Source organism: Cellulomonas olei (genome assembly GCF_039548315.1).
Taxonomy (GTDB): Bacteria; Actinomycetota; Actinomycetes; order Actinomycetales; family Cellulomonadaceae; genus Cellulomonas.
This window is the reverse complement of sequence record NZ_JBCLVN010000004.1, coordinates 161,625-176,460: the sequence shown is the minus strand read 5'-3', so window position 1 is coordinate 176,460 and position 14,836 is coordinate 161,625. Positions and strand designations below refer to the sequence as shown.

16 protein-coding genes and 4 tRNA genes are annotated in these 14,836 nt (G+C 75.7%); 5 read left to right on the top strand and 15 right to left on the bottom strand.

All coding sequences use genetic code 11. The features are described 5' to 3' along the window. Window positions 1-41 precede the first annotated feature (41 nt). The 9 genes from AAHH18_RS02290 to AAHH18_RS02250 form a co-directional block, all read right to left on the bottom strand. On the bottom strand, window positions 42-656 hold the full coding sequence (locus AAHH18_RS02290) for an NUDIX hydrolase (protein WP_459349065.1): 615 nt from the start codon (window positions 654-656) through the stop codon (window positions 42-44). Further along, entirely contained in the window at window positions 653-1,615 is a 963-nt protein-coding gene (pdxS, locus tag AAHH18_RS02285; protein WP_283320231.1) for a pyridoxal 5'-phosphate synthase lyase subunit PdxS, read from the bottom strand. Before pdxS ends, AAHH18_RS02290 begins: the two co-directional genes overlap by 4 nt. Window positions 1,616-1,736: 121 nt before the next feature. Further along, complete coding sequence (locus AAHH18_RS02280; RefSeq protein ID WP_343300406.1) at window positions 1,737-2,378, bottom strand: hypothetical protein; 642 nt, start codon at window positions 2,376-2,378, stop codon at window positions 1,737-1,739. Next, on the bottom strand, window positions 2,375-3,568 hold the full coding sequence (locus AAHH18_RS02275; RefSeq protein ID WP_343300456.1) for a glycosyltransferase family 4 protein: 1,194 nt from the start codon (window positions 3,566-3,568) through the stop codon (window positions 2,375-2,377). Before AAHH18_RS02275 ends, AAHH18_RS02280 begins: the two co-directional genes overlap by 4 nt. Before the next feature lie 20 nt (window positions 3,569-3,588). After that, complete coding sequence (locus AAHH18_RS02270) at window positions 3,589-4,599, bottom strand: phosphatidylinositol mannoside acyltransferase (RefSeq protein ID WP_283320229.1); 1,011 nt, start codon at window positions 4,597-4,599, stop codon at window positions 3,589-3,591. Next, on the bottom strand, window positions 4,596-5,204 hold the full coding sequence (gene pgsA, locus AAHH18_RS02265; protein WP_283320228.1) for a phosphatidylinositol phosphate synthase: 609 nt from the start codon (window positions 5,202-5,204) through the stop codon (window positions 4,596-4,598). The genes AAHH18_RS02270 and pgsA overlap by 4 nt, the downstream gene beginning before the upstream one ends. Window positions 5,205-5,211: 7 nt before the next feature. Beyond that, window positions 5,212-5,826, bottom strand: coding sequence for an HIT family protein (locus tag AAHH18_RS02260; RefSeq protein WP_343300405.1), 615 nt, complete (start codon window positions 5,824-5,826; stop codon window positions 5,212-5,214). A 4-nt stretch (window positions 5,827-5,830) separates the two neighbouring features. Continuing rightward, window positions 5,831-7,846 carry a threonine--tRNA ligase gene (thrS, locus tag AAHH18_RS02255; protein ID WP_343300404.1) on the bottom strand — a complete coding sequence of 672 codons (2,016 nt, stop codon included), beginning with the start codon at window positions 7,844-7,846 and terminating at the stop codon, window positions 5,831-5,833. 140 nt (window positions 7,847-7,986) lie between these two features. Next, a tRNA-Val gene (locus tag AAHH18_RS02250) sits at window positions 7,987-8,058 on the bottom strand. Window positions 8,059-8,297: 239 nt separating this feature from the next. On the opposite strand from AAHH18_RS02250, the gene AAHH18_RS02245 reads away from it, so the two are divergent. After that, complete coding sequence (locus tag AAHH18_RS02245; RefSeq protein WP_283320225.1) at window positions 8,298-8,726, top strand: SsgA family sporulation/cell division regulator; 429 nt, start codon at window positions 8,298-8,300, stop codon at window positions 8,724-8,726. A 20-nt stretch (window positions 8,727-8,746) separates the two neighbouring features. Here AAHH18_RS02245 and AAHH18_RS02240 read toward each other — a convergent pair whose 3' ends face one another. Beyond that, complete coding sequence (locus AAHH18_RS02240) at window positions 8,747-9,589, bottom strand: aminotransferase class IV (protein WP_343300403.1); 843 nt, start codon at window positions 9,587-9,589, stop codon at window positions 8,747-8,749. A 5-nt stretch (window positions 9,590-9,594) separates the two neighbouring features. Beyond that, complete coding sequence (locus tag AAHH18_RS02235) at window positions 9,595-10,731, bottom strand: chorismate-binding protein (RefSeq protein ID WP_343300402.1); 1,137 nt, start codon at window positions 10,729-10,731, stop codon at window positions 9,595-9,597. A 190-nt stretch (window positions 10,732-10,921) separates the two neighbouring features. Here AAHH18_RS02235 and AAHH18_RS02230 point away from each other — a divergent pair. From AAHH18_RS02230 to AAHH18_RS02215, 4 genes are all read left to right on the top strand, one after another. Continuing rightward, window positions 10,922-10,993, top strand: a tRNA-Gly gene (locus tag AAHH18_RS02230). Between the two features lie 54 nt (window positions 10,994-11,047). Beyond that, window positions 11,048-11,118 (top strand) — tRNA-Cys (locus AAHH18_RS02225). 10 nt (window positions 11,119-11,128) lie between these two features. Continuing rightward, window positions 11,129-11,203: transfer RNA gene (locus AAHH18_RS02220), tRNA-Val, on the top strand. A 162-nt stretch (window positions 11,204-11,365) separates the two neighbouring features. Continuing rightward, window positions 11,366-11,638, top strand: coding sequence for a DUF1905 domain-containing protein (locus AAHH18_RS02215; RefSeq protein ID WP_283320223.1), 273 nt, complete (start codon window positions 11,366-11,368; stop codon window positions 11,636-11,638). Window positions 11,639-11,692: 54 nt separating this feature from the next. Here the strand turns inward: AAHH18_RS02215 and AAHH18_RS02210 are convergent, their stop codons facing one another. From AAHH18_RS02210 to AAHH18_RS02195, 4 genes are all read right to left on the bottom strand, one after another. Then, window positions 11,693-12,625, bottom strand: a complete 933-nt coding sequence (locus tag AAHH18_RS02210) for a hypothetical protein (RefSeq protein WP_343300401.1) — start codon at window positions 12,623-12,625, stop codon at window positions 11,693-11,695. A gap of 72 nt (window positions 12,626-12,697) precedes the next feature. Further along, a complete protein-coding gene (locus AAHH18_RS02205; protein WP_343300400.1) occupies window positions 12,698-13,339 on the bottom strand; it encodes a nucleoside/nucleotide kinase family protein in 642 nt (213 codons plus the stop codon). A 41-nt stretch (window positions 13,340-13,380) separates the two neighbouring features. Beyond that, the gene (locus AAHH18_RS02200) at window positions 13,381-13,887 is read right to left on the bottom strand and encodes a mycothiol transferase (RefSeq protein ID WP_283320220.1); all 507 of its coding nucleotides are present in this window, start codon (window positions 13,885-13,887) and stop codon (window positions 13,381-13,383) included. 91 nt (window positions 13,888-13,978) lie between these two features. Beyond that, window positions 13,979-14,605, bottom strand: a complete 627-nt coding sequence (locus tag AAHH18_RS02195; protein WP_343300399.1) for an SRPBCC family protein — start codon at window positions 14,603-14,605, stop codon at window positions 13,979-13,981. Window positions 14,606-14,836: the final 231 nt, after the last annotated feature.

The following is a 14,836-nucleotide window of genomic DNA, read 5'->3' as shown; positions in this document are numbered from 1 at the left end:
ACCTGAACCGCGACCCCCGAAGTTACCCCCCGGTACGGAAATCAGTCGTCGCGCTGGAGGCCGAGGTGGCGCACGGTCCCGTCCCACCCGCCGAGCAGCGGCCGCACGAGGTCCGGCAGCCCCTCGGGGAACACCTCGCGGCTCTCCGCGGCCAGGTCGTCCAGGTGCCACCACCGCAGCTCGTCCAGCAGGTCGAGCTCGACGTCCGTCCAGCCCGCCCGGTCGATCGCCCCGGTGTCGAGCGCCGACCCGACGCGCGCCAGGAAGAACACCTCGTCCTGGCGGCACCGCTCGGCGTAGAAGTCGAACACCGCGGACCGCGTCAGCACCGGCCCCACCAGCGCCCCGTCGTCCAGCAGCAGCCCGGTCTCCTCGCGCAGCTCCCGCAGCGCGGCGGCACGCTCGTCCTCCCCCGGGTCGATGCCCCCGCCGACCGTGAACCACCAGGACCGCTCCGGCTGGTCGGCGTCGTGCCCGCGCACCAGCAGCAACCGGTCGTCCGCGTCGAGCAGCAGCACGCGGGCGGCCCGCCGGAACCGCAGGCCGTCCTCCCCCAGCACCCAGTCGGCACCGAGCGCCGACGCCGTCGCGGACGGCGACGGCCCGCCGGCCCCCGCGGGGGTCGACGGGCCGTCGGACGGCAGCGGTCCGGTCACCAGCCGCGCTCGGCCAGACGGTGCGGCACCGGCACGTCGTCGACGTTGATGCCGACCATCGCCTCACCCAGGCCGCGCGAGACCTTGGCGATCACGTCGGGGTCGTCGTAGAACGTCGTCGCCTTGACGATCGCCGCGGCGCGCTGAGCCGGGTTGCCCGACTTGAAGATGCCGGAGCCGACGAACACGCCCTCGGCGCCGAGCTGGCGCATCATCGCCGCGTCCGCGGGGGTCGCGATGCCGCCCGCCGTGAACAGCACGACCGGCAGCTTGCCGGCCCGGGCGACCTCGACCACCAGGTCGTACGGCGCCTGGAGCTCCTTGGCGGCGAGGAACAGCTCGTCCTCCGGCAGCGAGGACAGGCGGCGGATCTCGTCGCGGATGGTCCGCATGTGCGTCGTGGCGTTCGACACGTCGCCGGTGCCGGCCTCGCCCTTGGAGCGGATCATCGCCGCGCCCTCGGTGATGCGCCGCAGCGCCTCGCCCAGGTTGGTCGCGCCGCACACGAACGGCACGGTGAACTGCCACTTGTCGATGTGGTGCGCGTAGTCGGCCGGGGTCAGCACCTCCGACTCGTCCACGTAGTCGACGCCGAGCGCCTGGAGCACCTGCGCCTCGACGAAGTGGCCGATGCGGGCCTTGGCCATCACGGGGATGGACACCGCGTTGACGATGCCGTCGACCAGGTCGGGGTCGCTCATGCGGGCCACGCCGCCCTGGGCGCGGATGTCGGCGGGCACGCGCTCCAGCGCCATGACGGCCACCGCGCCGGCGTCCTCGGCGATCTTCGCCTGCTCCGGGGTGACGACGTCCATGATCACGCCGCCCTTGAGCATCTCCGCCATGCCGCGCTTGACGCGGGCGGTGCCGACCGCGGGCGCGTCGGCGGGGGCGGAGGGGGTGGTGTCGCTGGTCACGGTGGCCTCGCAGTTCGGGAGGGGGATGGGTTCCTCGGTCATCGTAGTCGCGGCGGAGGGCCCGCCGCGGTGCCGTCCGCGCCTCGGAGGACGGTGTCGCCGCCCGTGCGCCCGGGCGGCGGGTGGCGACCCGCGGCCCGCTGCCCCGGGGCGGGCGACCGGCTCAGGGTGCGGCGGGCGGCGCTCCCGGCCGGCCCAGCGCCGGCGGCCACGCGTCGTCGAGCTCGAGCGTCTGCGGCATGGGCGCGCGCCCGGCGAGCCGCAGCGTGCGGACCGCCCAGCCGCGGCGCATCCGCTGCGCCTGGGCGACGGCCTCGTTGTGGAAGCGCCGGGCGAGCTGCACGCGGTACCAGGCGTCCGCCAGCGCGGCGAGCAGCTCGGCCGCGCCCGGCTCCTCGCGCAGCTCCGCGACCTCCTGCGGGTCGGCGAGGGCCTCGCGCAGCGTCGCGGACAGCTCGCTCTCCACCAGGCCCCGGTCGGCGACGTCGGGGCTGCCGGTGCCCGCACGGGTCGTGCCGCGCAGCTCGGCCGGCAGGCGCGCCATGCCCTGCGTCTGCGCGTCGCCCGCGGTGATGGACGCCCACGACGCCTCGCCCACGAGCACGCTGCTCACGGGGTCGAGCACGCCGGACGCGGCGAGCGTGGACGCCGCGGAGGCACGCCGGAGCAGCTGCGTGTCGACGACGGCGCGCGACGCCGCGACCTTGCGGTGCAGCCGGTCGATCCGGGACGCGGCGACCCACGACCACCAGACCACCAGCAGCACCACGGCCACCACCAGGACGGCCGTCTCGGACCAGCTCACTCGTCACCCCTCCGCCGGCGCAGCACGTCGAGCCGCGCGCCGCGGCGGGACGTCGGGTCCTCGCCGACGGGCGCCTCGCTGCCCTCCACCGCCATCTCGTACACCGTCAGCACCTCGTGGGTGACCGACGACCAGTCGTACCGGCCGACGGCCGCCTCCCCCGCCGCCGCGACGCGTGCGCGACGGTCCGGGTCGGCCAGCAGGTCACCGAGCGTGCGGGCGAGGTCCGCGGAGTCGCCGGTGCGGAACAGCACGCCGGCCCGGCCGTCGTCGAGCACCCGGCGGAACGCCCCGAGGTCCGAGGCCGCGACCGCCGTGCCGGCGCTCATCGCCTCCACGAGCACGATCCCGAACGACTCGCCGCCGGTCTGCGGCGCGCAGTAGACGTCGGCCGACGCCAGGAGACGCGCCTTGTCCTCGTCGCTGACGCCGCCCAGGAACTCGACGGCCTCCGCGTCGTCCCCGAGCAGCTCCCGCGCCTCCTCGGGGCCGGTCTCGCCGCGGCCGGCGACCAGGAACCGGACCCCGGGGAACGCCCGCCGGACCGCCGGGACCGCGTCGAGCAGCACCGGCAGGCCCTTGCGGGACTCGTCCAGGCGGCCGAGGAACACCACGGTCGGCCTCTCGGGGGTGCCCACCCAGCGCGGGTCCGTGCCCGCCCGGGCGAACGCGTCCACGTACACGCCGTTGGGGATGACCACGGCGTCGCCGCCGAGGTGCTCAACGAGGGTGCGGCGCGCGTCCTCGGACACCGCGATCCGGGCGCTGATCTTCTCGAGCGACTGCCGCACCAGCGGGTACGCGAGCTGCAGCGACCGGGAGCGCACGAGCGAGGAGTGGAAGGTCGCGACGACGGGGCCGTCGGCGATCCACAGCGCCAGCATGCTGAGCGACGGGGTCACGGGCTCGTGCAGGTGCAGCACGTCGAACTGCCCGGCCTCGAGCCAGCGCCGGACGCGCGCCGCCGTGAGCGGACCGAACGTCAGGCGGGCGACGGCGCCGTTGTAGCGGACCGGGACCGCCTTGCCGGCCGACGTCATGTACGGCGGGATCGGGGTGTCGTCGTCCGCGGGCGCGAGGACGCCCACGCTGTGACCGCGGGCGATGAGCGCCTCCGCGAGGTCCCGGACGTGGAACTGCACGCCGCCCGGGACGTCGAACGAGTACGGGCAGACGATGCCGATCCGCAGCGGCCGGCCGGCGGCGGGCGTCACGGTGCGGCCTCCCCCGTCGTCTCCCCCGCGGCGGCGCGGGTGCGGGCGTACCGCTCGGGGTCGAGGTCGGCGACGAAGACCTTCTGCAGCATGTGCCAGTCCTGCGGCGCCCGCCCGATGCCGGCCTCCAGGTCGTCCACCCAGGCCTGCGTGAGGACGGCGACCCGCTGGGCGCGCGGCACGTCCTCGGGCACCGTCAGCATCCGGCCGAACTCGATGACCACGCCCCAGGCGGTGCCCGCCCGGCGCCGCCGCTCGCCGTGCAGCCGCTCGTAGGTGATCGAGGCGGCGCACAGCGGGGCGCCGGTGGCCACCGCCAGCGCCGCCGGCCCGGCGGCGACGCGGGCGCGCTCGCCGAACAGGTCGACCTCCACACCGCGCGCCGTCAGGTCGCGGTCGGCGAGCAGCGGCACGAGCCCGCCGGGGCCCTGCTTGACGGCGCGCACCAGCTCGCGGAACACCCCGCCGCCGGCCCCGGACAGCGGGATGATCTCCAGCCCGATGCCCTCGCGGAAGCGCAGGAACTCCTGGAACAGGGCCTCGGGCTCGAGCCGCTCCGCGACCGTCACCGTCCGGCCCAGGTGCGTCGTCGCCCACGCGCCCGCGAGGTCCCAGTTGCCCAGGTGCCCCAGCGCCATGACGACCATGCGGCCACGCCGGATCTCGCCGACCACCTCGCCGGGGTCCACCAGGCGCACGCGCGCGGCGATCTGGTCCTGCGTGGCGCCGACCAGCGCGAACGCCTCGCCGTAGTAGCGCATGTACGAGCGCATGCCGAGCAGGGTGAGGCGACGCAGCTCGTCGGGCCGGGCGTCCGGCCGCACGCGGCGCAGGTTCGCCTCGAGCTGGCGGACCCCGCTGCCCCGCAGCACCCACGCGACGTCGGCGACGAGCCGGAACAGGCCCCGCACCACCGGGTCGGGCACCTTGCCGACGACGCGCCAGCCGAGCGCGAACACCCGTGCGACGTCGAACCGGCCCCGCGGCTCGTCCGCCGGCGCGCTCACGCCGCCGCCCCCGCCTGCCGCCGGACCGTCACCATCCGCTGCACCACCGTCACGAGCGCCGCCACCGCCAGCAGGGTGAGCGCGACCTCCAGGACCACCTGCGGCAGGCCGACGCCGACCAGGGCGGTCGCGACCAGCACGGTCGCGAGCCGGTCCGCGCGCTCCGCGATGCCGACGGCCGCCGTCATCCCGAGGCCCTCGGCGCGCGCCCGGGCGTACGGCACGACCGACCCCGTCACGAGGCACGCGAGGGCGGCGGCCAGGCCCCAGCGGGAGTCGCCCTCCCCCGCGAACCACAGCACGAGGCCGGAGAAGATCGCCGCGTCGCCGAACCGGTCCAGCGTCGAGTCGAGGAACGCGCCCCACGGGCCGGACCGCCCGGCGCGGCGCGCCATGACGCCGTCGAGCGAGTCGGTCAGCGCGAAGAACGCGATGACGAGGCTCGCCGCCAGGAAGTGCCCGGTCGGGTACAGCCACAGCGCGGCCGCGACCACGGCCACGGTGCCGGTGACCGTGACGGCGTCCGGGGACACCCCCCGCTTGAGCAGGGCGTCGGCCACCGGCGTGAAGAGCCGCGTCATGGCTCCCCGCAGTCCGTTCAGCACAGGCGGGTCATCCTCTCTGGGCGCCGGCCGGGTCCCCGGCGGGCGCGGGCGGCCACGCGGCGGCGAGCCGCGCGCGGGTGTCGGACAGCAGCTCGGGCAGGGCGCGCGTCCGGCCGATCACGGGCAGGAAGTTCGCGTCGCCCGGCCACCGGGGCACGACGTGCTGGTGCAGGTGCGCGGCGATGCCGGCCCCCGCGACGTCACCCTGGTTCATGCCGAGGTTGAACCCGTGCGGGGCGCTGACGGCGCGGAGCACCCGCATCGCGGTGCGGGTGAGCTCGGCGACCTCGGCCACCTCGTCCCCGGTGAGGTCGGTGTAGTCCGCGACGTGCCGGTACGGGGCGACCAGCACGTGGCCGCCGTTGTACGGGTAGAGGTTCAGCAGCACGTACGCCGTCCGGCCGCGCGCGACGACCAGGCCGTCCTCGTCGCTCAGCGTCGGCGCCCGGCAGAACGGGCAGCCGTCACCCGCCGACGCGTCGGCCGGCTTGTTCTCCCCGCCGATGTACGCCATGCGGTGCGGGACCCAGAGCCGCCCGAAGCCGTCCGGCACCCCGGCGAGCGCGGTGTCGTCCTGCACCACCGCGTCGCCGGGCACGCCGTCCGGCGCGTCCTGGACCATCCGCTCAGACCTGCGCGTGCTCGCGCACGGCCGCCACGATGCGCTCGATCGCGTCCGCCACGGGCACGCCGTTCTCCTGGCGGCCGTCGCGGTACCGGAACGACACCGCGCCGGCCTCCGCGTCCTCCCCGCCGGCGATGAGCACGAACGGGATCTTCTGCGTGCTGGCGTTGCGGATCTTCTTGCCGAACCGGTCGCTGGAGCGGTCGAGCTCGGCGCGGATGCCCTGGGCGCGCAGCCGGGCCACCACCTCGTCGAGGTACGGCTCGAACGGCTCGGCGACCGGCACGGCGAGCACCTGGACCGGCGCGAGCCAGGCCGGGAACGCGCCCGCGTAGTGCTCGACGAGGATCGCGAAGAACCGCTCGATCGAGCCGAACAGCGCGCGGTGGATCATCACGGGGCGCTGCCGGGTGCCGTCGGCCGCCGTGTACTCGAGCTCGAAGAGCTCCGGCTCGAAGAAGTCCAGCTGGATCGTCGACAGCTGCCACGTCCGGCCGATCGCGTCCTTGGCCTGGACCGAGATCTTCGGCCCGTAGAACGCGGCGCCGCCCGGGTCGTCGACGAGCTGCAGCCCCGACCCGGTCGCGACCTCGCGCAGCGTCTCGGTCGCCTCGTCCCAGGTCGCGTCGTCACCGACGGACTTCTCCGGGTCCCGCGTCGAGAGCTCGAGGTAGAAGTCGTCCAGGCCGTAGTCGCGCAGCAGGTCGAGCACGAACCCGAGCAGCGAGGCGAGCTCGTCATGCATCTGCTCGCGGGTCGTGTAGATGTGCGCGTCGTCCTGGGTGAACCCCCGGGCGCGCGTCAGGCCGTGCACGACGCCCGACTTCTCGTACCGGTACACCGTGCCGAACTCGAACAGCCGCAGCGGGAGCTCGCGGTAGGAGCGGCCGCGCGCGCCGAACACCAGGTTGTGCATCGGGCAGTTCATGGGCTTGAGGTAGTAGTCCTGGCCCTCGCGCTTGACCGTGCCGTCCTCGTGGTACTCGGTGTCGAGCTTCATCGGCGGGTACATGCCGTCCGCGTACCAGTCGAGGTGCCGGCTGGTCTCGAACAGCTTGCCCTTGGTGATGTGCGGGGAGTTGACGAACGAGTAGCCCGCCTCGACGTGCTTGCGCCGCGAGTACTCCTCCATCTCCATGCGGATGATGCCGCCCTTGGGGTGGAACACCGCGAGCCCCGAGCCGATCTCGTCCGGGAACGAGAACAGGTCCAGCTCGGCGCCCAGGCGCCGGTGGTCGCGGCGCTCGGCCTCCGCGACGCGGTCCAGGTACGCCTTGAGCTCGTCCTTGGTCGGCCACGCGGTGCCGTAGATGCGCTGGAGCTGCGGGTTCTTCTCCGAGCCGCGCCAGTACGCCGCCGCGGAGCGGGTGAGCTGGAACCCGTTGCCGATGAGCCTGGTGCTGGGCAGGTGGGGGCCGCGGCAGAGGTCCTGCCACACGACCGTCTCCGACTCCCGGCCCGCGCCGCGCACGTTCTGGTAGTAGGTCAGCCCGCCGGAGCCCACCTCCACCGACGCGCCCTCGCCCGCGGTGTCGGCCGTCGACTTCAGGCCGATGAGCTCCAGCTTGTACGGCTCGTCGGCGGCGAGCTCGCGCGCCTGGTCGTCCGTCACCTCGACGCGCCGGAAGGTCTGCCCCTCGCGCACGATGCGGCTCATCACCTTCTCGAGGGCCTTGAGGTCCTCCGGGGTGAACGGGGTCTCGACGTCGAAGTCGTAGTAGAAGCCGTCGGTGACGGGCGGGCCGATGCCCAGGCGCGCCTTCGGGTTGACCTCCTGGACGGCCTGCGCCAGCACGTGCGCCGCGGAGTGGCGGAGCACCGCCAGGCCGTCCGGCGAGCCGATGGTGACGCCCTCGACGACGGCGCCGTCGGGCAGCGGCCGGGACAGGTCCCAGAGCTCGCCGTCGACGCGGGCCACGACGACGTCGCGGCGGTCGGCGAACAGGTCCGTGCCCGTCGTCCCCGTCTCGGCGGTGGTGCGGGTGCCGTCGACGGTGAGGCTGATGAGCTCGGACACTGAGATGTCTCCTCCGGTCGGCCCGCGCCTGGCGCACGGGGTCCGGGTCGATGCTACCGACCGGTCACGACACCTCCGGGACGCAGGGCCCGGGGACGCGGACGGCCCCCGGTCCGCAGGGACCGGGGGCCGTGAGCCGGTGGGCGATACTGGGTTCGAACCAGTGACCTCTTCGGTGTGAACGAAGCGCGCTACCACTGCGCCAATCGCCCGGCGGTCGACAACTCTACCCGACCCGCGGCCGGGAGACGAAACCGGCGGCGCGACCCCCGGGGATCCCGCTCCACCAGCGGGATCGAGCCCGCCGGGCACCCGTGCGGGGACCGTTCTCGGCAGCTCCGACGCGTCGCTGAGCAGTCCCACCGGGTGAAACTCGCGTCCACGTCTCGGCGCGGGCCACCGCGGCTGCCATCATGGTCTCCACGTCAGACGTGTGGTGAAGGAGGATGCGGTGGCCCAGCGCTCGTACGACGTCGTCGAGTCCGTCGCCATGCAGCTCATCAGCTCCGACGCCAGCGTCCTGCCGGTGACCGCGGAGCTGTCGTACCGCGTGAGCGACCCCTACACGGTGCGCGCCGTGTTCACGAGCCCGCAGTCCACCTCCGTGTGGCTGCTCGGCCGCGAGCTGCTGCTCCAGGGCATGCTCGCCGACGCCGACGACCCCGCGGGCAGCGGCGACGTGCAGGTCTGGCGCGACGAGGACCCGCTGTTCACGCTGATCTCCCTGACGGGCGTCGAGGGCAGCGCGCTGCTCGCCGCCCCGTCGGAGCCGCTCGAGCGCTTCCTCACCGCCACGGAGCAGCTCGTCGCCCTGGGCGCCGAGAGCGACCGCATGGAGGGCGAGATCGCGGCGCTGATCGCCGCGCTCCTCACCGCCTGACACCGGCCGGCTCCACCCCGTCAGGGGTCGAGGTCCGACGCCGACCGCTCGGCGACGAGCGCGGCCACCCGCTCCGTCAGCGGACCCGCGGCCACCTCCGTGCCCTCCACCACGGCCACCGCCGCGAACCCACGCAGCGACCCGCTCAGCGCCATCCCGGCCTCTCCGCCGCGCACGTCCTCCACGACGGACCACGGCAGCTCGCCCTCGTGGGCCTCCCGCACCGGCAAGCCGGCCTCCTCAGCCCACTCCAGGACCAGCGCCCGCGTCACACCGGGCAGGCACCCGGACGCCGTCACGGGGGTCAGCAGCTCCCCGTCGCGCTCGACGAACACGTTGGAGCCGGTCCCCTCGCAGAGCTCACCGCGCGTGTTGGCCAGCAGCGCCTCGTTCCCCCCGGCCGCCGTCGCCGCGGCCAGAGCGAGCACGTCCGCGGCGTACGACGTCGACTTGTGCCCCGCGAGCGGCGAGCGCTCGTTGCGCACCCAGCGCGAGCGCACCACGTGCGCGGGACCGCGGACGGGCGCCGGGCCGGCGGCGACCACGAGCGAGGGGCGCCCGGACGGGACGCCCGCGCCCACGGTGACCCGGAGCCGGCCCACCTCCCGACCCCCCGCGCCGAGGACGGCCGTGACGGCCTCGCGCACGTCCTGCTCCGGGACGGGCGGCAGGTCCAGCGCCCGCAGCGACGCGGTGAGCCGCGCGAGGTGCCGGCTCAGGGCGAACGCGCGCCCCGACCGCACCGCGCAGGTCTCGAACACCCCGAGCCCGGTCGTGAACCCGGCGTCGGTGCCGGGCAGCACGGGCTCGGCCGGGTCGCGCAGCCGCCCGTCCGCCCACAGCACCGTCGTCGCCGTCACCACGCCGGTCAGTCTCGCACCGGGGCCGTGTCGCCCGCGCGCGACGCCAGCGCGACGAGCCGCCGCGCCTTGAGCTCCGTCTCCGCCCACTCGGCCTCGGCGTCGCTCCCCCACGTGATGCCCGCACCGGTCCCGAACCGCAGCACGCCGTCCCTCCACGCGAACGTCCGGATCCCGACGGCCAGCTCGCCGGCCACGGCGCCGTCCTCCGCGACGTCGACCAGGCCGACCGCGCCGCAGTACACACCGCGGGGCACGGGCTCGAGACGCGCCAGCACGTCCAGCGCCGCCCGCTTCGGCGCCCCGGACACCGAGCCGGGCGGGAACGTCGCCCCCAGCAGGTCGCCCCAGAGCGGACCGTCCAGCACGTCCGCGCGGAGACGGCCGCGCACCGTCGAGACGAGGTGGGCGAGGCCCGGGTGCCGCTCGACGCCCAGCAGCGTCGTGACCTCGACCGTCCCCGGCTCGCACACCCGCTGGAGGTCGTTGCGCACCAGGTCGGTGATCATCACGTTCTCGGCGTGGTCCTTGGCGGTCAGGCCCTCCGGCTCCGGCGCGGTGCCCTTGATCGGTGCGGACGTCACCCAGCCGCCCGCGATCCGCAGGAAGAGCTCCGGCGACGCGGTGACCACCCACACCGGCGGCACCGCCGCCCCCGCCGGGACGTGGACGCCGCCCGCGTACGGCGCGGGGTTGCCCGCCGCGAGCAGGGCGCCCAGGGCGCGCGCGTCGGGCTCGGCGCCGCCCGGGCCGGCGGGCAGCGGGGCGCTCAGCACCCGGCAGAGGTTGGCCTGGTAGACCGTCCCCTCCCGGATCGCGGACCGCACCGCCCCGACGCCGTCGACGTACCCCTGCCGGGACAGCGACGACCGCCAGCTCCCGGGGCCGGGGCCGTGCCACCCGGTGCCGTCGTCGTCGACGGCACCGGGTCGCGACGACGCGAACCGCCAGGCCGCGACCCGCCCCTCGAACTCCCCGACCAGCACCCAGTGCCCCGGCGCCCGGAGGCGGTCCGGCTCGGCGGCCACGTCCGGCACGTGCTCGACCGCGTCGTGCAGCACCCGCCCGCCGAACCACGCCACGCCGCCCGCCCCGTCCGGCCGGCGGACGGGGCGGCGGCGAGCGGCACGGGAGTCGCGGGACACGGGCTCACGGTAGCCAGCCGCCGCCCCGCGACTCCCCCGGCGCACGTACGCGCCGGCCGACACGCCGGGCGACCCGCGTGATCGTGCGGAACTCCGGGGGTGCCGGGGGCCGGTTGGACTCTCGCGTCCGGACTGGGCTAAAGTTCTCGACGCACCCGGAAAGCCGGTGAGAACCGGTGGAACGTGGCGCGCGGACGTGGCTCAGTGGTAGAGCATCACCTTGCCAAGGTGAGGGTCGCGGGTTCGAATCCCGTCGTCCGCTCGGAGGCAGACACTCCCGGCCGACCACCTCGGTCGCTGAGGACTGAGGTCTCAGGGTGGAGTGGCCGAGAGGCGAGGCAGCGGCCTGCAAAGCCGTATACGTGGGTTCGAATCCCATCTCCACCTCGTATCGCCCGGGCGATTGGCGCAGCGGTAGCGCGCTTCCCTGACACGGAAGAGGTCACTGGTTCGATCCCAGTATCGCCCACCACGCAGAGCCCCAGGTCATCGACCTGGGGCTCTCGTCGCCCCCGGGTGCAGGTCACGCTCCCCCCGACTCGGTCGCGACACCGGCCGGGCGCGACGACCGCGGCGGCTCCCGGGTGGGCCACCGCGGAGGGCGGGTCGCGCGGAGGCCGCATAGGCTCGGCGCGTGACCACGGAGAAGCTGAGCTTCCGGACGTCGATCGGCGTCGAGATCAAGGGGGACGTGTGGAGCTGCGTCGAGATCCCGGGATCCGCTGAGTTCTTCGGGACCGGCAGGACCGTCAGGGTCGACGCGACGGTCGACGACGTCGTCCTGGACGACGTCGGGGCCATGGTCACCGGGACGGGCGCGCACATGATCTCGCTCAGCGCGAAGGTCCGCCGGGCGCTCGGCAAGGACGTCGGTGACACCGTCGACGTGACCGTCACCAAGAGGTAGCAGGGCGCTCGACGGCGCCCGGCCGGGGTCGGGCGCTCCCGGGACGCCTCTCCCTCACGCCCCCGGGGCCAGGCCGGTGAGAACCCGCCGCGCGTCGGAGTCCGACGGGACCGGCAGCTCGATCTCGGTGTCGCCGGCGCGCAGCACCACGACCGTGACGTCCGGGTAGCGGGGGTGCCGGAGCTCCTGCACGGCGGTCAGGCGCGCGACCGGCAGGACCAGGCGCGACTCGGAGTGCACCGGGGTGCGGCCGCGCACCAGCCACGCCGCGCGGCCGAACACCTGGAGCTCGCGGCCGTCGGAGCAGATGACAGCGCCCTGGACGGTCATGGGGTGCAGCAGGTGCAGCAGGCGGCCCCCGCCGGACGCCGGCGTGACGACGCGCCGCGGGTGCGCCGCGAGCGTGCGGAGGCGGGGCTCGCGGTCCGCGACCTCCCGGTACGCGCCGACGAGGCCGATCTCGCGGTCGCCCAGCGCCCGGCGGGACAGCACGCGCCCGTGGTCGTCCACCGGACCGCCCGGCGCCGGCGCTTCCGCGTCCGCCCCGCCGGCGCCGGCCGGCCAGGCGAGCAGCCGCAGCAGGTCGACGAAGCCGCCGACGACGTCCGCCGAGGAGCCGCTGAACCGCACCTGCACCGGGCTCCCGGTCAGCGCGTGCACGGTGAGCCGCCCGTCCAGCAGGTCGACGCTGGTGCGCACCGCGGCGACGCCGGCGTACGGCACCTCCCGCACGTCGTAGCGCGCGCCCTCGCGGCGGCTCAGCGCGGTGAAGCGGTCGGGACCCAGGACGAGCAGGTGGTCGTAGAGGTCCATGTCGGGCGTCGCGTCGCGCCGGGCGATGTCGCGCGGGACCTTGAGCACCAGCCTGCTGGCCGCCAGGTCGAGCGGGTGGTCGCGGTAGAGCCGCGGCACGTCCTGGAGTCCGCGGACCCGGTCGACCCAGGGCCCGAACGCGTCGTACTCCGCCGACCTCGTCGTCGTCGCCATCGTCCTCGCCTCCCGCACCCAGGATGCACCCGCGGGACGAGCGCTGCCACGGACCTCCGGCCCCGGCGCCGCTCAGCGCTCGACGACCCAGCCGGGCCGCCTCGGGTCGTCGACGCGCACGACCACGTCCGCGGTGCCCTCCGGGTCCGCCTCCGCGCGGTACCGCTCCTCCGCGGCCAGGCGCCACGCGTCCTGCGGCGGCGTCAGCCGGGCCAGGGTGGCGGGACGGACGGCGAGGTGCACGGTCAGGTCGGCCGGCAGCCGCCGCCCGAGCAGCAGGCCGCCGTGCAGCAGCAGCACCGATCCCGCGGGGGCCGCGGTGCGCCGGGCGCGCGCCGAGCGGTCGCGGGCGGCGTCGCGCAGCGCGGGCAGGTAGGTCCCGTCGCCGTCCGGGCCGAGCGGGTGCAGCACCTCCCGGACCAGCGCGGCGTCGTCGAGCGCGTCGTCGAGCAGCGCGTCCGGGTCCGTGCGGCCGTGCTCGAGGCGGACCCCGGCGGGACGGAGGAAGTCGGCCGCCGCCACGACGACCACCGCGTGCCCGCGGGCCCGCAACGGGTCGACCAGCGCCTCCGCCAGGTCACCCGGGAGGGTGGGCGGTGCGCCGTCGAGGACGACCCGCCACCGCCGTCCGGGCGCCGCACCCGCCAGGTCGGCGTCGACGCGGTCGGTGAGGCGCCGGACGACGACCTCGGGGCTGACGGGCTCGACGCGCACGGGTCGGCGGGGTCGGTGCGGGTGCTCGGAGCGTGCGGCGGTCAGCGCCCGGTGACGACGCCGCGCACGTACGCCGCCTGCCCGGCGTGCTCGAGCACGTCCCCCAGGACGCTGACGAGCCGGACGCCGACCGTCACCGGCGGGTCCCAGCGCTCGTCGACCACGCGGGCGAGGTCGGCGTCCTCGAGGGTCGCCAGGTAGGCGTCGGTCGCGGCGCGCGTCGCGTCGGCGTACTCCCCCAGCAGCGACGCGTCCGCGCGCACCTGCGCGACCTCGTCCGGCGACTGCCCGTACCCGGTGGCACCGCGGTCGAACGGCAGCGCGAACCGGTCGGCGAAGCCCTGTGCGTGCCAGACCTGCTCGGTCCCGGCGAGGTCGGCGACCTGGGCGTCCTCGACGCGTGCCAGGTGCCACACCAGCCAGGCGATCGTGTTGGCCTCCGGGCCGAGGCGGGCGGTGAGCTCCTGCTCCCCCAGGCCGTCCAGCACGCCGTGCACCAGCCCGCCGATCCGGCCGAACCCGTCGGTCAGCACCCCGATCCCGTCCACGCCCGCTCCCGTCGTCCGTCCGTCCCGCGGGACCCGTGCACCCGGGTGCCGGTCCCGCCCTCCCGACGCTATGCCGTGGTGGCCGACCGCGCTACGCGGCACGCTCCGCGCGGTCGCGGACGCCGCGCAGCATCCGCTCGGACATCACGGTGCTGAGCACCGACACCACCTCGACCAGCGGCCGGGCCGCGGGAGTGCGGCAGAGGTACCGCTCGCGCACGACCAGGCGCGTCGTGCCGGCCTCGGGCCCGGGCCGGAGCACGAACGCCCACGTGAAGTCGTAGGGCACCGCGGCGGGACCGCCCTGCGGCGCGGTGCCGGCGAGCACCAGGGCGCGCTCGGGCTCGAGCACGCGCACCTCGAGCCCCACCTGCGGCGCGAGGTGCACCGCGTCACCCACGGCGAGGCCCTGCCACTGCGGCTCCACGCGCTCCGCCGAGTGGATGCCGAGCCCGATGAGGTTCTCGAGCGCGTCGTAGGAGTAGAAGCCGCCACGCCCCCAGCCGAGCTGCACCAGCCACGGCCACACGCGCTCGGGCGGCGCGGCGACGGTGATCGCCCGCGTCGCGGTGAGGTCGGACCGCACGAGCAGGCCGTCGCCCGGGAGGTCCACGGCGCGCTCGACCTGCGTCGCACCCCAGTGGAGCGCCCGGTGCCGCACGACCGCGGCCCCCGCGACGACCCCGATCCCGGCCAGCACCCGCCGCGCACGTGTCATGCCCGCCACTCCACCAGCCGGCGGGGCGTCCCACCAGGGCCGTCGGTCCCGGGCTCCCGTGCGCCGCTGCGGCCTGCCACCGGCGTGGCAGGTGGACCCCGTCCGCCCCGGCCCGCCGAGCACGATGGAGGCGGCCGCACGCGCCCGACCGCCCCGACGGCGCCCGTGACGCGGCCGGCCACGCCACCCGCGACCAGCCCCCGGAGCGCCCGTGCCCTCGTCCCCCGTCAC